The 21,423-nt window shown below is 62.2% G+C and carries 22 protein-coding genes; 9 read left to right on the top strand and 13 right to left on the bottom strand.

What is annotated here, in order from left to right; translation table 11 throughout:
* The first annotated feature begins 28 nt into the window (after positions 1 to 28).
* Positions 29 to 1,840, top strand: coding sequence for an ABC-F family ATP-binding cassette domain-containing protein (locus O4H31_RS10295; RefSeq protein ID WP_269345447.1), 1,812 nt, complete (start codon positions 29 to 31; stop codon positions 1,838 to 1,840).
* Here O4H31_RS10295 and O4H31_RS10290 read toward each other — a convergent pair.
* The 3 genes from O4H31_RS10290 to tyrS form a co-directional block, all read right to left on the bottom strand.
* Positions 1,837 to 2,448 (bottom strand): hypothetical protein, encoded by a 612-nt coding sequence (locus O4H31_RS10290; protein WP_269345445.1) that lies wholly within the window; start codon positions 2,446 to 2,448, stop codon positions 1,837 to 1,839. The two genes, O4H31_RS10295 and O4H31_RS10290, sit on opposite strands and share 4 nt — an antisense overlap.
* Complete coding sequence (locus O4H31_RS10285; RefSeq protein ID WP_269345443.1) at positions 2,448 to 3,203, bottom strand: 3-hydroxyacyl-CoA dehydrogenase; 756 nt, start codon at positions 3,201 to 3,203, stop codon at positions 2,448 to 2,450. Before O4H31_RS10285 ends, O4H31_RS10290 begins: the two co-directional genes overlap by 1 nt.
* A gap of 113 nt (positions 3,204 to 3,316) precedes the next feature.
* Positions 3,317 to 4,567 carry a tyrosine--tRNA ligase gene (tyrS, locus tag O4H31_RS10280; RefSeq protein WP_269345441.1) on the bottom strand — a complete coding sequence of 417 codons (1,251 nt, stop codon included), beginning with the start codon at positions 4,565 to 4,567 and terminating at the stop codon, positions 3,317 to 3,319.
* A gap of 66 nt (positions 4,568 to 4,633) precedes the next feature.
* On the opposite strand from tyrS, the gene O4H31_RS10275 reads away from it, so the two are divergent.
* Positions 4,634 to 5,761 carry an anhydro-N-acetylmuramic acid kinase gene (locus O4H31_RS10275; protein ID WP_269345439.1) on the top strand — a complete coding sequence of 376 codons (1,128 nt, stop codon included), beginning with the start codon at positions 4,634 to 4,636 and terminating at the stop codon, positions 5,759 to 5,761.
* A 6-nt stretch (positions 5,762 to 5,767) separates the two neighbouring features.
* Here O4H31_RS10275 and O4H31_RS10270 read toward each other — a convergent pair whose 3' ends face one another.
* Genes O4H31_RS10270 through O4H31_RS10260 form a run of 3 tightly spaced genes read right to left on the bottom strand, consistent with a single transcriptional unit; the run spans position 5,768 to position 8,523 of the window.
* Positions 5,768 to 6,310 carry a GNAT family N-acetyltransferase gene (locus O4H31_RS10270; RefSeq protein WP_269345437.1) on the bottom strand — a complete coding sequence of 181 codons (543 nt, stop codon included), beginning with the start codon at positions 6,308 to 6,310 and terminating at the stop codon, positions 5,768 to 5,770.
* Positions 6,310 to 7,587: a phosphopyruvate hydratase gene (gene eno, locus O4H31_RS10265; RefSeq protein ID WP_269345435.1), complete on the bottom strand. Its 1,278-nt coding sequence runs from the start codon at positions 7,585 to 7,587 to the stop codon at positions 6,310 to 6,312. The genes O4H31_RS10270 and eno overlap by 1 nt, the downstream gene beginning before the upstream one ends.
* Before the next feature lie 33 nt (positions 7,588 to 7,620).
* Positions 7,621 to 8,523 carry a DMT family transporter gene (locus tag O4H31_RS10260; RefSeq protein WP_093926103.1) on the bottom strand — a complete coding sequence of 301 codons (903 nt, stop codon included), beginning with the start codon at positions 8,521 to 8,523 and terminating at the stop codon, positions 7,621 to 7,623.
* Positions 8,524 to 8,652: 129 nt separating this feature from the next.
* Here O4H31_RS10260 and O4H31_RS10255 point away from each other — a divergent pair, with 129 nt between their 5' ends.
* Positions 8,653 to 9,714: an AbrB family transcriptional regulator gene (locus O4H31_RS10255; RefSeq protein ID WP_269345433.1), complete on the top strand. Its 1,062-nt coding sequence runs from the start codon at positions 8,653 to 8,655 to the stop codon at positions 9,712 to 9,714.
* A gap of 7 nt (positions 9,715 to 9,721) precedes the next feature.
* Here O4H31_RS10255 and O4H31_RS10250 read toward each other — a convergent pair whose 3' ends face one another.
* Together O4H31_RS10250 and O4H31_RS10245 are read right to left on the bottom strand one after the other, a co-directional pair.
* The gene (locus tag O4H31_RS10250) at positions 9,722 to 10,420 is read right to left on the bottom strand and encodes an NYN domain-containing protein (RefSeq protein WP_269345431.1); all 699 of its coding nucleotides are present in this window, start codon (positions 10,418 to 10,420) and stop codon (positions 9,722 to 9,724) included.
* Positions 10,417 to 10,836: a Fur family transcriptional regulator gene (locus O4H31_RS10245; RefSeq protein WP_093926106.1), complete on the bottom strand. Its 420-nt coding sequence runs from the start codon at positions 10,834 to 10,836 to the stop codon at positions 10,417 to 10,419. Before O4H31_RS10245 ends, O4H31_RS10250 begins: the two co-directional genes overlap by 4 nt.
* Positions 10,837 to 11,183: 347 nt before the next feature.
* On the opposite strand from O4H31_RS10245, the gene O4H31_RS10240 reads away from it, so the two are divergent.
* On the top strand, positions 11,184 to 12,494 hold the full coding sequence (locus O4H31_RS10240) for a DEAD/DEAH box helicase (protein ID WP_269345428.1): 1,311 nt from the start codon (positions 11,184 to 11,186) through the stop codon (positions 12,492 to 12,494).
* Positions 12,495 to 12,703: 209 nt separating this feature from the next.
* On the opposite strand, the gene O4H31_RS10235 is transcribed toward O4H31_RS10240, so the two are convergent.
* The 4 genes from O4H31_RS10235 to mazG all read right to left on the bottom strand — a co-directional run bounded on the left by O4H31_RS10235 (position 12,704) and on the right by mazG (position 16,402).
* Positions 12,704 to 14,113, bottom strand: a complete 1,410-nt coding sequence (locus tag O4H31_RS10235) for a protein adenylyltransferase SelO (RefSeq protein WP_269345427.1) — start codon at positions 14,111 to 14,113, stop codon at positions 12,704 to 12,706.
* Positions 14,113 to 14,562 (bottom strand): GNAT family N-acetyltransferase, encoded by a 450-nt coding sequence (locus O4H31_RS10230; RefSeq protein ID WP_269345425.1) that lies wholly within the window; start codon positions 14,560 to 14,562, stop codon positions 14,113 to 14,115. The genes O4H31_RS10235 and O4H31_RS10230 overlap by 1 nt, the downstream gene beginning before the upstream one ends.
* Positions 14,559 to 15,500 (bottom strand): nucleoside hydrolase, encoded by a 942-nt coding sequence (locus tag O4H31_RS10225; protein WP_269345423.1) that lies wholly within the window; start codon positions 15,498 to 15,500, stop codon positions 14,559 to 14,561. Before O4H31_RS10225 ends, O4H31_RS10230 begins: the two co-directional genes overlap by 4 nt.
* 77 nt (positions 15,501 to 15,577) lie before the next feature.
* Complete coding sequence (gene mazG, locus O4H31_RS10220; RefSeq protein WP_269345421.1) at positions 15,578 to 16,402, bottom strand: nucleoside triphosphate pyrophosphohydrolase; 825 nt, start codon at positions 16,400 to 16,402, stop codon at positions 15,578 to 15,580.
* Between the two features lie 64 nt (positions 16,403 to 16,466).
* On the opposite strand from mazG, the gene O4H31_RS10215 reads away from it, so the two are divergent.
* The 3 genes from O4H31_RS10215 (at position 16,467) to O4H31_RS10205 (ending at position 19,132) form a co-directional block, all read left to right on the top strand.
* Positions 16,467 to 17,636 carry a M20 aminoacylase family protein gene (locus O4H31_RS10215; protein WP_269345420.1) on the top strand — a complete coding sequence of 390 codons (1,170 nt, stop codon included), beginning with the start codon at positions 16,467 to 16,469 and terminating at the stop codon, positions 17,634 to 17,636.
* Entirely contained in the window at positions 17,636 to 18,601 is a 966-nt protein-coding gene (gene speB, locus O4H31_RS10210) for an agmatinase (protein ID WP_269345418.1), read from the top strand. Before O4H31_RS10215 ends, speB begins: the two co-directional genes overlap by 1 nt.
* A gap of 105 nt (positions 18,602 to 18,706) precedes the next feature.
* Entirely contained in the window at positions 18,707 to 19,132 is a 426-nt protein-coding gene (locus O4H31_RS10205; protein WP_269345416.1) for a DUF1499 domain-containing protein, read from the top strand.
* Here O4H31_RS10205 and O4H31_RS10200 read toward each other — a convergent pair.
* Entirely contained in the window at positions 19,070 to 19,369 is a 300-nt protein-coding gene (locus O4H31_RS10200; RefSeq protein WP_269345414.1) for a hypothetical protein, read from the bottom strand. The genes O4H31_RS10205 and O4H31_RS10200 overlap by 63 nt on opposite strands.
* Positions 19,370 to 19,429: 60 nt before the next feature.
* On the opposite strand from O4H31_RS10200, the gene prfA reads away from it, so the two are divergent.
* The gene (gene prfA, locus O4H31_RS10195) at positions 19,430 to 20,485 is read left to right on the top strand and encodes a peptide chain release factor 1 (RefSeq protein WP_259980985.1); all 1,056 of its coding nucleotides are present in this window, start codon (positions 19,430 to 19,432) and stop codon (positions 20,483 to 20,485) included.
* Positions 20,482 to 21,324 carry a peptide chain release factor N(5)-glutamine methyltransferase gene (prmC, locus tag O4H31_RS10190; protein ID WP_269345411.1) on the top strand — a complete coding sequence of 281 codons (843 nt, stop codon included), beginning with the start codon at positions 20,482 to 20,484 and terminating at the stop codon, positions 21,322 to 21,324. The genes prfA and prmC overlap by 4 nt, the downstream gene beginning before the upstream one ends.
* Positions 21,325 to 21,423: the final 99 nt, after the last annotated feature.

Below are 21,423 nucleotides of genomic sequence, written 5' to 3'. Positions count from 1 at the left end.
TGCCCGCGCCGAGAGATAGCTGGCGGGCATGGCACGCGCACCCCTTTTACAACTCACCGACATTTCGCTGACCTTTGGCGGCGATCCTGTTTTCGAAGACCTTTCACTGGTGGTTCAGACCGGCGACCGGCTGGCTTTGGTCGGCCGCAACGGATCGGGCAAATCGACCCTGATGAAAGTCATGGCCGGGCTGGTCGAGCCTGACAGCGGTGCGGTGATTGCCGGGCCCGGCGTGTCGGTCGGCTATATGGAGCAGGAACCCGATCTTACGGGGTTCGAGACGCTTGGCGATTTCGCCGCCCACGGTCTTGATCCGGGCGAGATGTACAAGGTCGAACGCGCGGGCGAGGGGCTGAAGTTCGACCCCGCACGTCCTGTCGCCACCGCTTCGGGCGGTGAACGCCGCCGCGCGGCGCTGGCGCGGCTGATGGCCGAAGAACCCGAATTGATGCTGCTGGACGAACCGACCAACCACCTTGATATCGAAGCCATTGCGTGGCTCGAATCCGAGCTAAAGGGCACCCGCACGGCCTTTGTCATTATCAGCCACGACCGCGCTTTCCTGCGCGAATTGACCCGCGCAACACTTTGGGTGGACCGCGGTGCCGTGCGCCGACAGGACATCGGTTTTGAGGGCTTCGAGGCTTGGCGCGATCAGGTTTGGGAAGAAGAGGACATGCAGCGTCACAAGCTGAACCGCAAGATCAAGGCCGAGGCCCGTTGGGCGGTCGAAGGCATCTCTGCGCGGCGCAAACGCAATCAGGGCCGGGTGCGGGCGCTTCAGGACCTGCGCGCCGAACGGTCGGCCCAGATCAAACGGCAGGGCACGGCGGCCATGGCCTTGGAGGCCGGGCCGAAGTCTGGCCGCAAGGTGATCGAAGCTGCGGGGGTCGCCAAAAAATTCGGTGACAAACAGATCCTGCGCGATTTCTCGATCACCGTGCAACGCGGCGACCGGATCGCGCTGGTGGGGCCGAACGGCGTGGGCAAGACCACGCTGCTGAACATGCTGATCGGGAAAGAACAGCCCGACTCAGGCGAGATCAAGCTGGGTACAAACCTTGAACTGGCGCTTTTCGATCAGGCCCGTGCGCAGCTTGACGGGGACATGACCCTTTGGGACAGCCTGACCGGGGATCCTGACATGCGCGTGTCAGGCAAGGCCGATCAGGTGCTGGTGCGCGGACAGCCCAAACATGTGGTCGGCTATCTAAAAGAATTCCTCTTTGATGAGGGGCAGGCCCGCGCGCCTGTCCGCTCGCTCTCAGGCGGGGAAAAGGCGCGGCTGCTGCTGGCCAAGATCATGGCACGGTCCTCGAACCTTTTGGTGCTCGACGAGCCGACAAACGATCTGGATGTCGAGACGCTTGACCTGATGCAAGAACTCTTGGGCAACTACGACGGCACCGTGCTGCTGGTCAGCCACGACCGTGACTTCCTTGACCGCGTGGCCGCCACCACCATCGCCATGGAAGGCGACGGGCGTGCCACGGTCTATGCGGGCGGCTGGAGCGATTATCTGGCGCAGCGCGGGCAGGATGATTTTTCCGACAGCGTGGTAAAGTCCAAGCCCGGCAAGGCCGAGCCGAAAGCAGAGAAGAAACAATCCGCCTCAGGTCTCAGCTTTACCGAAAAGCACCGGCTCGAAGCGCTGCCGGGTGAGATTGAGCGTCTTGAGGCAGAGATCGGCAAACTCGAAGAACTGCTCAGCGACGCGGAGTTGTTCACCCGTGAGCCGGTGAAGTTCCAAAAGGCCACCGATGCGCTGGTGCAGCGGCACGAAAAGCTGTCCGACGCCGAGGAAGAGTGGATGACGCTGGAGGAAAAGGCGCAGGGTTAACCCCCCGCGTCTTTCAGGGCGATCTGCGGCCGGTATCCATTGCGGAAAGCCGCGACGCTGCTGGGCGGGGTGAGCAGGGTGACACGGCCCCGAGGGCGTGGTTGCGGCGGGCCGTAGCCTGAGGGCTGATAGGGGTGGAAAGCGTCGCCAAAGAGCACGCCACTCTGGCCTTCATGATCTAAGACAAAGGACCCGTCAGGCAAGTCGTGCACCGCCACATCCGCATGTCGCCGCTGTTGGAAAATGCGCGGCACGGCGCGTTCGGCGTGCAACTGACGGTCAAGGGCCGCAGCAGGCCCCGACACATCGCAGCACGCCCGAAACCGCCGGTAATCCGCGGCGCGGCATTCCGCGCAGGGCCGGTGACCGGCAGCAAAGGCCACGGCCTCATCCAGAAAGAAAAGCTCGGTATAGTGACGCGGGGCCATCAACTGCCGCCGACGGCCCTTGAAGCTGAGCACACAGCACACCCAATTCTGATGCGCCCAACGGCGTTTGGGGTGCAGACCGTTTTCATCGTGCAGGATACCGCGATTGCCCATGAACCCACCCCGCGCGGGGTGGGCGATGATCTCTCCATCCGGCTGGACGCGGTTCTGCAGCGGCATCAGCGCATCCGCAGCGCCCCATCGAGGCGGATAACCTCGCCGTTGAGATAGCCCATTTCAACGATGAACCCGGCCAACCGCCCGTATTCCGACGGATCGCCGAGACGCGGCGGGTTCGGGACATCCTTGGCCAGATCCGCTTGCACTTCTTCCGGCAGCCCCGCCAGCATCGGCGTTTTGAAGATGCCGGGCGCGATGGTCATCACGCGGATGCCGTCTTTGGCCAAATCCCGCGCCATGGGCAGGGTCATACCTACGATCCCGCCTTTGGACGCGGCATAGGCGGCTTGGCCCTTTTGCCCGTCAAATGCGGCGATTGAGGCGGTGTTGATGATCACCCCCCGCGCGCCATCGTCTTCGGGAGTGTTCTTGGCCATGGCCACCGCTGCAAGCCGTGCCACGTTGAAACTGCCGACAAGGTTGATGTCGACCGTGCGTTGAAAGGCGTCCAACGGGTGCGGCCCGTCGCGGCCTGTGGTCTTGATCCCAAGCGCAATGCCTGCGCAGTTCACCGCCGCCGTGATCCAGCCCATCTTTTCCTGAGCATGGTCCACCGCTTTTTGCACCGAAGCCTCATCCGTCACATCGGTCATTACGAAATGCCCGCCGATTTCCTTGGCCACAGATTCGCCCCGGGCGGCGTCACGATCCAGCAGAGTGACCTGCGACCCCTGCGACGCAAAATAGCGCGCTGTGGCTTCGCCAAGCCCCGATGCGCCTCCGGTGATGATGGCGGCTGTACTGTCTAGTTTCATGATGGCTCCCCCCGATATGAACGCTTGTTCAGTTCAACACGAAGTCTCGACCCATGCAAGCGATGCCGTTGCGGCGGCGGGCGGGGAAGGCCGTGGCCATCCCCCCTTGGCAATCAGCCGACCTGCACCAGCGCGTGGCGTTTCTTGCCCGCGCTCAGCTTGATCGGAGAGGACAGCGCGCCTGCATCAAGCATCATGCCCGCATCGGTCAGCGGCTGGTCATCGATCCGCGCGCCGTTCTCGGCAATCAGGCGCTTGGCCTCTTTGCCGGAGCCCGCAAGGCCGGATTTCACCAGCAGTTGCACGATAGAGACGCCATCGCCCACATCCGCCGCCGAAAGGGTCAGGGTGGGCAGGTCATCGCCCACGCCGCCTTTTTCAAAGACTTCGCGCGCTGTGGCTTCGGCGTTGCGCGCTGCTTCTTCGCCGTGCAGCAGGCCGGTGACCTCGTTGGCCAGACGCACCTTTGCCTCGTTGATCTCGGACCCGGCGAGCGCGCCCAGACGGTCGCATTCATCGACCGGCAGCTCGGTGTAGAGTTTGAGGAAACGGCCCACATCGGCATCGGTGCAATTGCGCCAGAACTGCCAGAACTCATACGGGCTTAGCATATCGCCGTTCAGCCAGACCGCGCCGCCTGCCGATTTGCCCATCTTCTTGCCGTCGCTGGTCGTCAAGAGGGGCGAGGTGAGACCGTAAACTTCGCCGTCGATCACCCGGCGGGTCAGGTCGATCCCGTTGACGATATTGCCCCATTGGTCGCTGCCGCCCATCTGCAGGATACAACCGTAGCGACGGTGCAGCTCCATGAAGTCATAGGCTTGGAGAATCATATAGTTGAATTCGAGGAACGACAGCGATTGCTCCCGGTCCAGCCGCGATTTCACGCTCTCAAAGCTCAACATCCGGTTGATCGAGAAATGCCGCCCGATGTCGCGCAGGAAGTCGAGGTAGTTCAACCCGTCGAGCCATTCCGCGTTGTTCAGCATCAAGGCGCCATTCTCGCCCTCGCCGTAATCGAGGTATTGGGCAAAGACCTGACGGATGCCTTCGATATTGTCGTCAATCGCCTCGGGCGTCAGCAGGGGGCGTTCATCCGACCGGAAGGATGGATCGCCCACCTTTGTCGTGCCGCCGCCCATCAGGGTGATCGGCTTGCCGCCGCACTTTTGCAACCACCGCAGCATCATGATATTGACCAGATGCCCCACGTGCAGCGATTTGGCTGTGGCGTCATAGCCCACATAGGCAGGAGCGGCACCTTTCATCAGGGCGTCGTCCAATCCCTGATAATCGGTGCAATCGGCCAAAAAGCCGCGCTGCATCATCGTGTGGATGAACTCCGATTTGGGATGGTATGTCATGGTGACTTGCCTCAAAACTGTATTGCGGGGCAATCTATATGCGCACGAGCGGCAAAGGAAAAGGCCATGAATAGGGCCATGCACAGGCAACATGTCGGAACCGGTGTGGTGACGGCATTGGGAATGATGTCGGGCACCTCTTTAGACGGGGTGGACGCGGCTATTTTGCGCACCGACGGGCATAACATCACCAGCTTTGGCCGCAGCGCCTATCGCAGCTATTCGGCAGAAGAGCGTCGGGTGATCGCCGCCGGATTCGGGAAATGGCACGGGGCCGAGGTCGAGGCGGCAGCCCAAGCGGTCGAGGCCGCGCATCTGGCGCTGTTGGATGATCTGTTAAAAGATGAGTCCGGCGTCGAGCTTGTCGGTTTCCATGGCCAGACCCTTGCCCATGCGCCGCGGTTGCAAGGCACGCTGCAAGTGGGCGACGGGGCCCTGTTGGCGCGCACCATCAACTTGCCCGTTGTCTGGGATTTCCGCAGCGCCGATGTGGAGCTGGGCGGAGAGGGCGCGCCTTTGGCCCCGTTCTTTCACCATGCCTGCGCCCGTTTTGCTGGGCGGGAGGGCCCGGTGGCTTTCTTGAACCTTGGCGGCGTGGGCAACCTCACTTGGGTCAATCCGCGCATCGCACGCCCAGAGGAAGAAGGCGCGCTGCTGGCTTTCGATACCGGTCCGGCAAATGCGCCGATCAACGATTTGATGCAAGCCCGCCTTGGCCAAGACTTTGACGAAGGCGGCAAACTGGCCGCGCGCGGCAGGGTGGAACATGGCGCGTTGGAGCTATTCCTTGCCGAGCCATACTTCGCACGCATGCCGCCCAAATCGCTCGACCGGAATGATTTCGCGGAAATGGTGGCGCTGGTGGGCGAACTGTCCGACGCTGACGCCTGTGCCACCCTGACCGCCATGTGCGCCGCTGGCGTCGCCGAAGCAATGCAGCATTGCCCGGCCCCGCCTGAGCGCGTCTATGTCACGGGGGGCGGGCGACATAACCCGGTGCTGATGCGGATGCTGGACGTCAGCCTTGATTGCCCTGTCGCTCCGGTGGAGGACATCGGGTTGGATGGCGATATGCTGGAGGCGCAGGCCTTCGCCTATCTGGCTGTGCGGGTATCACGGGGCTTGCCGACATCGTGCCCCGGCACAACTGGTGTGCGGGCCGCTGTGGGTGGCGGTACTGTCAGCCGGGTATAGCCGCGTTCATGCAGACCCGGCGCTTGCCGGTATGTCGGTCAGCGGCAACTCATAAAAGCAGATCGCGTCGCGTGTGAACTCGGGCATCGGTTGGTAAGCACCGCGCTCAATAAATCCCAATGATGTATAAAGCGCGCGGGCAGGGGCAAAGGCGATGGACGTGTCAAGATAGACCTTAGCAAACCCATCCTCCCGCGCCTGATCAATCAGCCTTTGACAGATCGCGCGGCCCGCGCCGGTGCCACGGGCTGCATCCGTCACGAAGACACGCTTGATCTCGCTCTCGGTATCGTTCAGCGCATGGGACATGCCGCAGCCCAGAGGGATGCCGTCACGCTCGGCCAGCAGGATGATCCCACGCGGACGGGCGTGTTCCTCGGCCAGACGGTCCATCAAGGCGCTGTATTTGTCGTGGGGATAGAAGGTCTCGACAATTCGCCGCTCGGTCGGGGCGAAGTTGTACAGAAAGTCACGGTAGGCCCAGCAAAGTTCAACCACCGCCGCGAGATCCGCAGCGGTGGTGACAGGGCGAATTGCGATCTCAGACATCAGCCGCGCAGGATCGAGCGGCCCGCGTATTGTGCGGTCTCGCCCAGCATTTCTTCGATACGGATCAACTGGTTGTACTTGGCCAGTCTGTCGGAACGCGCGAGCGAGCCGGTTTTGATCTGACCGCAGTTTGTCGCCACGGCGAGGTCGGCAATCGTGGCATCCTCAGTCTCGCCCGAGCGGTGCGACATGACGTTGGTGTACCCCGCGCGATGCGCGATATCGACAGCCTTGAGCGTCTCGGTCAGCGTGCCGATCTGGTTGACCTTCACCAGCATCGAGTTAGCACAGCCGCGTTTGATACCGTCAGACAGACGCGTCGGGTTGGTCACGAAAAGATCGTCACCCACCAGTTGCACCTTATTGCCCAACACTTCGGTCAGGGCTTTCCAGCCGTCCCAGTCATCCTCGGCCATGCCGTCTTCGATGGAGATGATCGGGTAGTCGTTTACAAGAGCCGCCAGATAGTCGGCGTTCTCTTCGCTCGACAGGGTCTTGCCCTCACCGGAGAGGACATATTTGCCGTCTCTGTAATATTCCGTCGCCGCGCAGTCGAGGGCGAGGAACATGTCTTCGCCGGGCTTGTAGCCTGCTTTTTCGATCGACTTCAGAATGAAATCAAGCGCATCGCGCGACGAGCTGATGTTCGGGGCAAAGCCACCCTCGTCGCCAATCCCGGTTGACAGGCCCGCGGCGGAAAGCTCTTTCTTCAGCGTGTGAAAGACCTCGGCGCCCATGCGCACAGCTTCGCGGATGTTCTCCGCAGCGACCGGCATGATCATGAATTCCTGAATGTCGATCGGGTTGTCGGCATGTTCGCCGCCGTTGATGATGTTCATCATCGGCACGGGCAGAACGCGAGCAGTTGTGCCGCCGATATAGCGGTAAAGCGGCTGTGTGCAGTAATCCGCAGCGGCTTTAGCAGCGGCCATCGACACACCCAGAATGGCATTCGCGCCCAAGCGGGATTTGTTCTCGGTGCCGTCGAGTTCGATCATCATCTCGTCGATTTCGACCTGCTCGGTCGCATCAATGCCCACCAGCGCTTCCGCGATCTCGCCATTCACGGCGGCACAAGCTTCCAACACACCTTTGCCCATGTAGCGAGACTTGTCGCCATCGCGGCGCTCATTCGCTTCATAGGCGCCAGTGGATGCGCCGGAAGGAACCGCTGCACGGCCCATGGTGCCGTCTTCGAGGATAACGTCGACTTCGACGGTCGGGTTGCCCCGGCTGTCGAGGATTTCGCGGGCGTGGATGTCGATGATCGTGCTCATGGGCTTTGTCCTCATGTTCGGGTTTGCAGCGGTTTACCCCGGCAGGCCCGGCTTGGAAAGACCGCGGCGGGGCCGGGGGGTGATTTTGCGTTCGCGCAGCAGGGTATAGACCCCCGAGGCGATGATGATCGCGGCCCCAACCAGCGTCAGTGTGTCGGGAGTTTCTTTAAAGACCAAGATTCCGGCAACCAGCGCGAATAGCATCCGCATGTAGCGAAACGGCGTGACGAAGCTGACTTCGCCCACGCGCATGGCGGCCACGATGGCGTAATAGGCCATCACACCGATCACCATCGCCGCGGTAAGATAAATCACCTCGGCACCACCCGGCATCACGGCGGGGGTGCCAGCGGCGGCCATCAGGATCAACCCCGCCGGGACCAGCACGATAAAGGCAAGAAAGCTCAGCTGCATGGAACTGATGCTTTTGGGGACTTTACGGGTCGCCAGATCGCGCAGGGCAAGACCGATGACTCCAGCGACAGCAAAGAGCGACAGAGCGTTGAACCCCTCCAAACCGGGGCGCACGATCAGCAGCACGCCAAGAAAGCCTACAACAATCGCGCTCCAACGCCGCCAGCCGACGGGTTCACCCAAAAACAGTGCGGCCCCAAGGGTCACGGCGAGCGGCGTGGCCTGAAGGATGGCAGAGGCCGAGGAGAGCGGCGTCAACACAATGGCAGTCACGAAACACAAGGTGCCCAGCACCTCACCGACGGCGCGCAGCAGGATCGGCCCGGTGAGCATATCCGCAGAGAACAACCGTCGCCCCTGAATGCGCAGGATCACGGCAAAGATCGCCCCGCCGCCCGCGCCCAACAACGCGATGATCTGCCCCACGGGGAGGGCATCGCTCGTCAGTTTGACGAACATGTCTTCGATGGCGAAACCGGCCATGGCCAGAACCATCAGCATTGCGCCGCGCAGATTGTCCATGATCACGCCCCTCCATCCGTGGTATTGCCAGTCGCCCATGAACCTTTTGCGACGAAAGGGCAAGGGTGCGCGATGCGCGCCATGCGTGTGACACTGGCGCCCGCTCTACCGGGGTGCTAGCCCTACCGCATGAGATGGCCGATCCCTTCGCTCGCCCCGCGCGATACTGTGCTGACCCTTGCGACCGGGGGCTTTGGCGCGCTGCTGTTCTGGTGGCTCAATGCGCCTGTCTATATGCTGCTGGGGCCGGTGATCGCGGTGAGTGGTCTGGGGCTGGCCGGTCGGCGTACGGCAGTCGACCCGCGGCTGCGGGATGCTTGTTTCGTGGTTTTGGGCATCGCTGTTGGCGCGGGTTTCAACCAAGATGCGGTGAATGCCATGGTGCGCTGGCCGCTGGCCTTTGTGTTTATGACAGGGGTGATCTGGGGGATTATGGCCGTCTGCCGCTGGATGCTGGCGCGGTATTTTGGTTTCGACGCGCGCTCCGCGCTTCTGGCCTCGGCCCCCGGGCATCTGAGTTTCGTCATGGCGATTGCCAGCGACGGAGGCTCTGACGTGCCGCGCATTTCGATCACCCAGTCGGTTCGCCTTTTGGCACTGACCATCATCGTGCCTTTTGCCGCTTTGCTGATGGGCGTCGACATGACCGGCAATATTGCTCCCGCGGGCGCGGGGATGGGGGTACTTTCAATCTTCGTGATGATCTTTGCGGCCGTGGTCGTGGGGCTGATCTTTGCCCGGCTTTCGGTGCCGGCACCGCTGCTTATGGGGGCGATGGTGGTCTCTGCCATCGCGCATCTGACCCAGTTGGAGACCGGGGTACTGCCGGGGTGGCTGACCCTTATCGCCTATCTGGTGCTGGGCTGCCTGATCGGCACGCGGTTTTCGGGCATCACGCCCGCGCGGTTTGTCAGCGGGCTTGGCGCGGGGCTGGCGATCACGGGCGTTGCGGTTGGGCTGGCGGGCCTCGGCGCGGTGCCGGTGGCTTGGGCGCTTGGCATGCCGCTGGGGCATGTGTTGGTGGCCTTCGCGCCCGGCGGGCTGGAGACGATGATCGCGCTTGGCGCGGTGCTGGCGGTGGTGCCGGGATTCGTCGCTGCCTGCCACATCATGCGTCTGGTAGTGCTGAGCCTGCTGCTGCCCACCATGCTCTCCCGCGTGGCGAAGCAAGAACAGCGCGCCGCCGAGTGATTCCGTCCTAGCTTTTCAAGCGGACCATGAGCCGGTTGCCATCTTTGCGCGTTTCCAGGGCTTTGAGGTTGGCGGCTAAGGCGCTCAGCTTGCCATGGCCGTATGTCCGGCTGTCGAAATCCGGATGCGCCGCCTGAATGGTCTGGCCGATCTGGCCGAGGTTGTACCAATCGTCTTCGGTGTCGATCTTGTCCATCGCCGCTTTGAACAGGGGCAGGGCGTCGGCCACCTTGGCGCTGGAGCGTGACGTTGTGTCCGGCTCGGCTCCATCAAGGTTTTCGATCAGGATGAAACGGTTGTAGACGTTGCGCAGCGAATCGTGGGTCTTCTTTTCACCGATGCCGATCACCGTCACCCCATCCTCGCGCAGACGGTTCACCAGCGCGGTGAAGTCACTGTCGGATGAGACGATCACGATGATATCGAAGCGGCGGCTGTGCAGGATGTCCATCGCCTGAATGACCAGTCCTATGTCGCTGGCGTTCTTGCCCTTGGTGTTCGCGGTTTCCTGATGGGCCACCAAGCCCAACTCGCGGATCGGCGCCTTCCATCCTTTGAGGTGGTCATTCGACCAATCGCCATAGACGCGGCGCAGGGCGGGCTCTCCGATGGTTGTGACCTCCCGCATGATGGCCGCGGCATGTTTGGCCGGGACATTGTCGGCGTCGATCAACACGGCCAGAAGCGGGCGGTCACGGTCGGTCATGGGTCATCCTTCTTGATTGGCACACCGTAAAGTTCCATCCGGTGCCCCTGCAGTTTGTAACCCAATTTACGCGCGATACGTTCCTGAAGCTCTTCGATTTCTGCGTCGACGAACTCAATCACCTCGCCGGAATTCACGTCGATCAGGTGGTCGTGATGTTCGCGCTGCGCATCTTCATAGCGCGCCCGGCCATCGCCGAATTCTAACTTGTCGAGGATGCCGGCCTCTTCAAACAGTTTCACCGTGCGGTAGACCGTGGCGATAGAGATGCCGCTGTCAATTTCAGTTGCGCGGGCCAGCAGTTCTTCGGCATCGGGATGGTCGTCACTGTCGTGAATCACCTGCGCGATGATCCGGCGTTGACCTGTCATGCGCAGGCCCATGGCCTCGCACCGTTTGATAATCGGGTTGCGCATCGTTTCGCCCTTCGTCCGTCGGACCACGTTCCTAACATTCTAGCGCGGCCAGACGCCACCGCAATTGAACCCTGCCGGTTGACTTTTGCCCGCGCGCGGCCCATGTGGGGGTCAAGCGAAGCCTTCTGCCGCGTGAGCAGTATCAGCGCCAAGTCCCATAAGGGGCCACTGGATGCTGACGACAAGGCCCGCCGATGTTCCCAAAATCACGCGTGGGGCCAAGCGCGACAGACGGGTGTGAGGCATGTGGCCTGCGCCCGCGATCTGGCTTGCGCGACCCCGTGGCGCCTGAAATGGGCGCGGCGACTAAGGATGGCGCGCGCTCCTGCGTGCCGGAAAGTGAACGAATGAGCGATTTTGACATGATGGGCCTGCCAAAGAAACTGGTAGCCCGGTTGAATGAAATGGGTCTGAAAGATCCAACCCCGATCCAACGCCAAGCAATTCCCCAAGCCATGAATGGCCGCGACGTGATGGGCCTTGCCCAGACCGGCACCGGCAAGACGGCGGCCTTTGGTGTGCCGCTGATCGCGCAGATGATGGAGCTTGAAGGCCGCCCCGCGCCGCGCTCCGTGCGCGGGCTTGTCTTGGCCCCGACACGCGAGCTGGCCCAACAGATCGCCGTGAACCTGCGCGGCTATGCCGAAGGCACACCGATCAAAGTGGCGATGGTTGTCGGCGGTCAGTCGATAAACACCCAGATCAAGCGTCTGGAGCGCGGTGTTGATCTGTTGATCGCCACGCCGGGCCGTCTGCTGGACCTGCTGGACCGCCGCGCGGTGAAGCTCGACACGACGACCTTCCTCGTGCTGGATGAGGCCGACCAGATGCTCGACATGGGGTTCATCCATGACCTGCGCAAGATCTCGAACCTGATCCCAAAAGAGCGTCAGACGATGCTGTTCTCGGCGACCATGCCCAAGCTGATGAACGAGATCGCGAACAGCTATCTCAGCAGCCCGATCCGCATCGAGGTCTCACCTCCGGGCAAGGCCGCGGATAAGGTGACGCAAGAGGTGCACTTCATCGCCAAGGCTGAAAAGACCGAACTGCTGAAAGAGCTTTTGGCCAAGCACAAAGGCGAGCGCGCGTTGGTCTTTGGCCGCACCAAGCACGGTTCGGAAAAGCTGATGAAGACGTTGGTCAAAGCCGGTTTCGACGCCGCTTCGATCCATGGCAACAAAAGCCAAGGTCAGCGGGACCGGGCGATTGCGGGCTTTAAAGGTGGCGACATCACCGTGCTGGTGGCCACCGATGTGGCGGCCCGTGGTCTTGATATCCCGGATGTGAAACACGTCTATAACTTCGACCTACCGAATGTGCCCGACAACTATGTGCACCGCATTGGCCGGACCGCGCGCGCGGGCAAAGACGGCGCTGCCGTGGCCTTCTGCGCACCGGATGAGATGGGCGAATTGAAGGCGATCCAGAAGACTATGGGGATTTCGATCCCGGTGGCCTCGGGCCGTCCTTGGGAAGTGATCGATGAGCCGTCCAAACCCAAAGGCCGTGGCCGTGGGCGCGGTGGCCGTCCCGGTGGCGGCGGTGGGCGTCCCGGTGGTGGTGGCGGCGGCGAAGGCGCGGGCAAGCCAAGCGGTGGTCGTCGCCGTCGGCGCGGTGGCGGCGGCGGGAAGCCGGGCGGCCAGCAGGCAGCCTAAGCCGACACTTGGAAGTTGAACGACCCAATGGCGCGCTGTGACAACCACAGCGCGCCATTGACTTATCCGGCTCGCGCGGCTGCGGTCTTTGCGGTGCTTTTGGGCTAGCTGATCCTGTCGGAAGACATCGGGCTTACCGTTTGGTTCGCCCTGATGCTGGTGGCGACAGGGATCCACCTGATCAATCGCAAACCTCGGCGCCGTTAGGCTCAGGTGCCGCAGAAGGTCGCCGGGACGATCTCATCTTCGGTCGGGGGGCGCTGAAGCTCGGGATCGGTCTCTTCAAAGGGCGTCGCCAGGGCTGTCATCAACCGCTCGAACGGGGCCATGTCGCCGGCAACGGCGGCTTCGATCATCTGCTCAATCCGGTGGTTGCGCGGGATCACGGCGGGGTTCGCCGCCTGCATGACCGCCTGCGGGTCCGGCTCATCCTTGATACTGCTGCGCCAGTTTTCGGCCCATGTGTCAAAGGCGTCGCGGTTGGTAAAGTGATCACGCGCTTGATCGGTCCCAAGGGCGCGGAACGTGTTGGTGAAATCCGCGCCGTCGGTTTGCATCAGGCTCAGCAGTTCATTGATCAAATCAACATCCTCGGGCCGGGGGTTAGAGATGCCGACCTTGGCCGCAAAACGGCGAAGCCATGCGGCTTCGATCAACTCGGGCATGTCGTGGACGATTTCGGTGGCGTCTTCGACGGCGGTCTCTTTGTCGTCCATCTGTTGCAAAAGCGAGGTCGCCAGTTGCGCCATGTTCCAGACCACGATCTGCGGCTGGTTGCCATAGGCATAACGGCCCTGCCGGTCGATCGAACTGAACACACGGCCCTGATGAAACGCATCCATAAAGGCGCAGGGGCCATAATCGATCGTCTCGCCCGAAATGCTGCAATTATCGGTGTTCATCACCCCGTGGATAAAGCCGAAGGACATCCACTGCGCTACCAGTTCCGCCTGAGCCGCACAGACCGCGCGCAGAAGGCCAAGCGGGCCCTCGGCCTCTGGGTAGTGTCGCGCGATGGCATAGTCGGTGAGGGTCTTGAGCGCCTCCGTCTCACCGCGATGGGCAAAGACCTGAAAGGTGCCGACACGCAGATGGCTTGCGGCGACCCGGGTGACGATGGCGCCGGGCAGGGGGCCGCTTTCGCGCAGGATCGGCTCGCCTGTGGCGACAGCGGCGAGGGCACGGGTGGTCGGCACGCCGAGCGCGTGCATCGCCTCACTGATCAAGTATTCGCGCAGCACTGGCCCAACCCAAGCGCGGCCATCGCCCATACGCGAATAGGGCGTCGGGCCGGAACCTTTGAGCTGAATGTCACGGCGCTTGCCGACGCTGTCGATGACCTCACCCAGCAGGATCGCACGGCCATCGCCAAGCTGCGGGTTGAAATTGCCGAACTGATGCCCGGCGTAAAGCTGAGCCAGAGGGGCCGCCCCTTCGGGCACCGCATTGCCGCCGTAAACCTGCGCGCGGGTCTCTGCATCGCCCCCTTCGATCCCCAGCAATGCCGCCAGATCAGCGTTCCATGCCAAGAGCTTGGGTTCTTTCACCGGCGTGGGGTCCAGCCGGGTAAAGAACCCCTCAGGCAAGGCGGCATAGCTGTTATCAAAGGGGATACGCATCACAGTTTCCGAGACATAAGCATGTAATCCTCGCGGGGGCGGAAGCCCGCACGGGTGTAGACTTTGAGCGCCGCTTTGTTGGTGCGGTCCACCTCAAGATGAATGGCGCGCAACCCGCCCGCGGCAAGCGCCCGTGGCAAAGCGATCAGCGCTTCCGAGGCAATGCCGCGCCCCCGCACGCCGGGACGGACGTAGATTTCATCAATAATGGCGTCCAGCCCGCCGAATTCAACCGACCAGCCGAAACAGATCACCACATAGCCAATCGGCGCGCGGGGCGGGCCGATCAGATAGGCGGCCCCATGGGGGATCCCCTCCAGCAGCGGCGCAAGCCCGTTGCGGCGCTGCTCATCAGTCATCTGAATGCCCGCTTCGGCATGAAAGGCAGTGACCAGCCCGACCAATTTATCAAGATGCTCAGGCGCGCCGAGGGTGAGATGTGCGCTCATAGGCGGGCCAGCCTTTCGGTGAGCAGCGCAAAGAACCCATCGGCATCAAGGTCGCCCACGAAAAGCGCGTTGGGCGCGCGGTCGGTCACGCCCCACCAGTCGGCCACGGTCATGCCCATGGTCAGCTCTGACTGGGTCTCGATCTCGACGTTGATGTGGCGACCTTTGAACAGGTCTGGATTTATCAGATAGGCGGTGACGCAAGGGTCATGCAGCGGTGCGCCTTCGGAGCCGTATTTCTCTTTGTCGAACCGCTCGAAGAAATCGGTCATCTCGGCCACAGCGACACTCACCGGCGTGCCAATCGCGCGGAAGGCATCGTTGCGCGGTTTGGTGACCAGCGCCTTATGCGTCACATCGAGCGGCATCACGACGATGGGGATGCCGGATTTAAACACGATATCAGCAGCATGCGGGTCGACGTAAATGTTGAACTCTGCCGTGGGGGTGATGTTGCCCCCCTCGAAATAGCCGCCGCCCATCAGCACGATCTCTTGCACCTTCTCGGCGATATCGGGCGCCTTTTGCAGCGCCGTCGCGATATTGGTGAGCGGGCCCAAGGGGCAGAGGGTCACGCTGCCTGCGGGATGGGCGCGGAGCTGTTCGATGATGAAATCGACCCCATGGCCCTCGGCCAGCGGCATGGTGGGGTTGGGCAGGTCGGGGCCATCTAGGCCGGTCTTGCCGTGCACATGTTCTGCCGTTACCAAGTCACGGCCCAGCGGGCGGTCGCAACCGGCAAAGACCTTCACATCCCGCCGACCCGCCAATTCACACACGATCCGCGCGTTTTTCGAGGTAAGATCCAGCGGCACATTGCCCGCGACACAGGTGATGCCCAGAATGTCGATCTCTTCGGGGCTGGCCAGCGCAAGGAGGATCGCGACGGCGTCGTCCTGTCCGGGGTCGGTGTCGATAATGATTTTGCGCGGGGTCATGGGCTTACTTTCGTCAAATTGCTTGGGGCAGAGCCTTGCCGGAGGCTCATGTCTTTGTCCAGCCGCAGACCCGGCGATTAGCCGCGTTCCGCCAGTTTCACTGCATCCCAAAGCGCATCCATCTCGGCCAGATCACTGTCTTGCGGGGTTTTGCCCATTGCCGCGAGCCGGGCCTCAATGCCCTCGAAACGCCGGGTGAATTTGGCATTGGCGGCGCGCAGAGCGGCTTCGGGGTCGAGCCCAAGGTGGCGGCCCAGATTGGCCATGACAAAGAGAAGATCGCCGTATTCCTCCTCAACCTCGGCCTGCGAAAGCGTGTCTTTCGCCTCGACCAATTCCGCGGCCTCTTCGGTGATCTTGTCCAGCACCTGTGTCGTCTCGGGCCAGTCAAAGCCGACCCGCGCTGCACGTTTTTGCAGCTTCATGGCGCGCAAAAGCGCGGGCAGGCCAATCGCCACCCCATCCAGCGTGCCGCCCTGTGCCTTGCCAGCGCGCTCTGCGGCTTTGATCTTTTCCCAGTCGGCGGTCTGCTGTTCGGCGCTTTTGTCGCGGGATTCGTCGCCAAAGACATGCGGGTGGCGCGCCACCATCTTATCGCTGATGTTACGCACCACGGATTGAAAGGTGAAATGCCCCGCTTCTTCACCCATCGCCGTGTGATAGACCGATTGGAGCAGCAGATCGCCCAGCTCGCCCTCCAATTCCGCCCAATCACGCCGGGCGATGGCATCGGCAACTTCATACGCCTCTTCAAGGGTATAGGGGGCGATGCTGTCGAAATCCTGCTCGATATCCCAAGGACAGCCCGTCTCGGGGTCGCGCAGGCGGCGCATGATTTCAAGCAGCCGTTCGATCCCGGCATCTGAATCGTGAATGAGATCGGCTTTTGTGTCGTCCGGCATTGCAGGCCCCGTATGTCTGGTGTCAGATGCACCCTGACCAAACCAACCCCAAGGAGTCCAGCCCATGCCCGTGGTAAACCGCATCAATGCCTTTGCGGAGGATATGACAGCGTGGCGGCGCCATTTGCATAGCATCCCCGAGTTGGATCTGGAGTGTCATGAGACGGCGGCCTTTGTCGCCGAACGGCTGCGGGAATTTGGCGTCGATGAATTGCACGAAGGCATCGCGACAACCGGTCTGGTTGCCATCATCAACGGACAGGGCGCAGGGCCGACGATCGGCCTGCGCGCCGATATGGATGCCCTGCCCATACATGAAGCGACGGGCAAGGACTACGCCAGCACCCGCATGGGCAAAATGCACGCCTGCGGACATGACGGGCATACCACGATGTTGCTGGGCGCCGCCCGCTACTTGGCCGAAACGCGCAACTTCTCGGGTCGGGTCGCGCTGATCTTTCAACCTGCTGAAGAGGCCAGCGGCGGCGCTGGTATCATGGTCGAAGAAGGCATCATGGAGCGGTTCGACATCGCGCAGGTCTACGGCATCCACAATATGCCCGGGTTGGACGAAGGCGCGTTTTTCACCACCCCGGGGCCATTCATGGCAGCGGTGGACGAGTTTCACATTCACATCAAGGGCAAAGGCGGCCATGGCGCGATGCCCCATGACACCCGCGACCCTGTGGTGGCGGCCTGCGGCATCGCCACGGCGATCCAGACCATCGTCAGCCGCAATCATCTCGCCTCGCAGGATTTGGTGGTCTCGGTCACGCAAATCCACACCGGCAGCGCCGATAACATCATTCCTGAGACCGCCTATATCAACGGCACCGTGCGCACCTTTGACCGCGAAGTGCAGGAGATGGTGATGCGGCGCATGCAGCAGATCGTGGACGGGCAGGCGGCAAGCTATGACGTCTCAGCAGAGCTGGTCTATGAGGTCGGCTATCCCGCCACGGTCAACGATCCGGCCAAGACCGAAACCGCCATCGCGGCGGCAAGCGAAGTGGTGGGTGCGGACCGCGTGCATGGCGACTATGGCCGCGAAATGGGCGCGGAAGATTTCAGCTTTATGCTTGAAAAACGCCCCGGTGCCTATCTGTTCCTCGGGACCGGTGAAGGCGCAGGGCTGCACCATCCAGAATACGACTTCAACGACGAGATCGCGCCGCTCGGCGCATCCTTTTTCGCCCGTATCGTTGAGCGGGCACAGCCAGCAGGAGGCAAGTAATGGCACTGGAAGACGCGGCCAAGCAGATGGATATGGCCTTTACCCGCGAGGACCTCAAAGGGCCGAGCTATGAGTTGACCTTTGGCGGGGCGACCTCTTTCCTGCGACGTAAATACACCAAGGATCTGACCGGCGTGGACATCGCGGTAACCGGCGTGCCCTTCGACCAAGCGGTCACCAACCGCCCCGGCACCCGCCTTGGCCCCCGCGCCATCCGCGAGGCGAGCGCGCTGCAAGCGCCCGACGCGCCCTATGGCTGGGACTTTGACGTGCTGAGCGAATTCGCCATCGCGGACTATGGCGATCTGGCGTTTGATTATGGCCATGTCAGCCAGTTTCCCGCCGCTCTGACCGCGCATATCAAGACCATTTTGGATGCCGGCGCGGCCTCTGTCGTACTGGGCGGGGATCACTACATCTCCTTCCCGATCCTCAAGGCCTATGCCGAAAAATACGGTCCGATCAGCCTGTTACAGTTCGACGCTCACACCGATACGTGGCAAGATGACGACATGGACCGGATCGACCACGGCACGATGTTCTACAAGGCGGTCAAGTCCGGCATCTTTGACCCTTCGACCAGCGTGCAGGTTGGCATACGCACAACCAACGAAGACACGATGGGCGTCAACATTATCGATGCCCGTGAGGTACATGAGAAGGGGCCGCAGGCCACCGTGGCTAAGATCAAAGAAATCCTCGGCGATCGGCCCTGTTACCTGACCTTCGACATCGACGCACTGGATCCGGCCTTTGCCCCCGGCACCGGCACACCGGTCTGGGGCGGGCTGACCTCGGCGCAAACCTCGATCATGCTGCGCGATTTGGCCGGGATCAACATCATGGGCGGCGACGTGGTTGAGGTCTCTCCGCCCTTCGACACCACAGGCGCGACAGCGATCGCGGGCGCGCATGTCGCGACCGAGATTCTGTCGTTGCTGGGCCACCGCATGAGAACCGCGTGAGCGAAGGCCACAACATCATCGGGCGGCCCTCAGGCCTGGGGGCCGCCCACCTGACCGCGACCACCTGCGTCGCCTCAAATCGCCGACCTTCGAAAGGTGCTTAAAATGCTGTTCTGGATCATCGTGATCGCCCTCGTCGCCTTGGTGGCCTATGTCCGATTTGCGCCAACCGATACCGCGCGTTGGCATGCGCAGGCCGAAGGGCAAAAGATGGGCAAGACCCAAGGCACCAACAGCTATATCTGGCGCGCACCGGTTGACGGCGGCGGGCAAGAGACCTTGGCGCAGCTTGACCGTGCCATCATGCAGACACCGCGCACCGAGGTTGTCGCAGGCTCACTGGCCGAGGGGCAGGTCACCTATGTCACCCGCACCAAATTGATGGGCTATCCAGATTTCACCACCATCGGCGTCTACGGTGACAACCCGCGCTATGTCGAAGTCTATGGCCGCTCGCGCTTTGGCCGGTCAGATCTGGGCGTCAACGCCAAGCGGGTCAATGCTTGGCTCGCTCAGGTTGAGGCGCGATGACAGGCAGCCTTGCTGCACCTCGCGCCACATCGGCACGTTGAGCGACATCTGACATTGCGCCATGAACATGCGGCCACCGACCTGTAGGCAAATGGTTTCGCCCAGTTCCACGCGGTCGCCAGTGCTGTTGGTGCAATAGCAATCAATCGTCTTCCCGCCCGGCGCTTTGACATCCGCAAGGGCAGGGTGCAGGGCCGTCAGGGCCAAGAGGCAGGACAGCGGCAAGATGCGTTTCATAACCTATGATAGCATAAGCCGCCTCTTGACCAAAGCATTTGCATAAGCGACAGGAACCCCATGATCCCGATGCACCGCCTCGCGCAAATCTCGCAACGCTTCCAGTTTCTGGAGGCCAGCATGTCTGCGGGCTCCGATGGGGCGGATTTTGCAGCCCTCGCCAAGGAATACAGTGATCTCAAGCCCGTGGTGGATCAGATCGACCTTTACCAGCAGCTTCAGCGGGACCTCGAAGAGGCCGAGTTGATGTTGAAAGACCCCGAGATGGCCGAGCTTGCCCGCGAAGAACTGCCCCGTCTAAAGGCGCGTCTGCCGGAGGTGGAGCAGGGCTTGCAACTGGCGCTTCTGCCGCGCGATTCCGCCGATGCGAAACCCGCGATGCTAGAGATCCGGCCCGGCACCGGCGGCGATGAGGCCGCTCTGTTCGCAGGCGACCTGCTGCGCATGTACCAACGCTACGCCGAAGCGCGGGGCTGGGGGTTCGACCTGATCGAAAGCCAGATGACCGAGTTGGGCGGCGTCAAGGAGGTCGTGGCCCATATCACCGGGCAGAACGTTTTTGCCCGGCTGAAGTTCGAGAGCGGCGTGCACCGCGTGCAGCGCGTGCCCTCGACAGAAAGCGGCGGGCGTATCCATACCTCGGCAGCCACCGTGGCGGTGCTGCCCGAGGCCGAAGACGTGGATATCGAGATCAACGCCAATGACCTGCGGATCGACACAATGCGCTCTTCGGGCGCTGGTGGGCAGCACGTCAACACAACCGATTCCGCCGTGCGCATCACGCATATCCCGACCGGGATCGTGGTGACCTCATCCGAGAAATCACAGCACCGCAACCGCGACAAGGCGATGCAGGTGCTAAAAGCGCGGCTTTATGATATGGAGCGCAGCCGGATCGACAGCGCACGGTCCGCCGACCGCGCGGCGCAGGTGGGCACGGGCGACCGGTCCGAGCGAATCCGAACCTATAACTTCCCCCAAGGGCGGATGACCGACCACCGGATCAACCTGACGCTCTACCGGCTTGAGGCCGTGATGCAGGGCGATCTGGATGAGATCGTCGATGCGCTGACCGCCGACGCCCAAGCGCGTCAACTGTCGGAGATGGAGGGGTGAGCCCCCAGACAGCCGCCCAAGCCATGGCCGCCGCTGCCGGACGGCTGCGTGCCGCGGGCGTGCCCGACCCGGCGCGGGATGCGCGGCTTTTGTTGGCTCATGCCGCCGCCGTGGATGCCGCCCGCGTGACCCTGATCGCGCCCGAAGAAATCGCCCCCGAGGTCGCCGAACGCTTTGATCAACTCATCGCCCTGCGGGCCGTGAGGGTGCCGGTCTCACAACTCATTGGACGGCGGGCATTCTATGGCCGCGACTTTGCGATCAGCCGCGATGTGCTTGACCCGCGGCCTGAGACGGAAACCCTGATTGATCTGGCCCTCGGCAATGATTTCACCCGCATTCTGGACCTTGGCACCGGGTCAGGCTGTATCCTGGTCACCCTGTTGGCCGAAAGGGCGCGCGCGACGGGGCTGGGCGTTGACCTTTCCGAAGCTGCCTGCCTTCAGGCCAGCGCCAATGCGGTTCAGCATGGGGTGGCCGAACGGGCCGACATCCGTCAATCCGATTGGTTCAGCGCCGTTGATGGGCGCTTTGATCTGATCTTGTCGAACCCACCTTATCTGGCTGCCGATGAAATGGCGGCGGTCTCTCCGGAACTGCGTCAGCACGAGCCAGAGATGGCCCTGACCGATGGACAGGACGGGCTGAGCATCTATCGCATTATCGCTGCCGAGGCGCAGGGCTATCTCACGCCCCAAGGCCGGGTCATGGTCGAAATCGGCTGGCAGCAAGGCGAAGCGGTGCAGGAAATCTTTGCCGCCGCAGGCTGGGGACGGGTGACGCTGGCACATGATCTGGATGGGCGGCCAAGGGTCGTTTCAGCCGATAAACCGGCGTGAAATCGCGAAAAATCCGCCATTTGGCAGGCCAAGCGGCAGTTTCTTCTTGCCCAAGCCTGTCTGGCATGGTTAGTCAGGGGTGTTGCAGCGGTGGATGCC

Source organism: Sulfitobacter dubius (assembly GCF_027214245.1).
GTDB lineage: Bacteria > Pseudomonadota > Alphaproteobacteria > Rhodobacterales > Rhodobacteraceae > Sulfitobacter > Sulfitobacter dubius_A.
The sequence above is the reverse complement of the archived record's forward strand: the minus strand, read 5'-3'. Positions and strand labels throughout refer to the sequence as shown.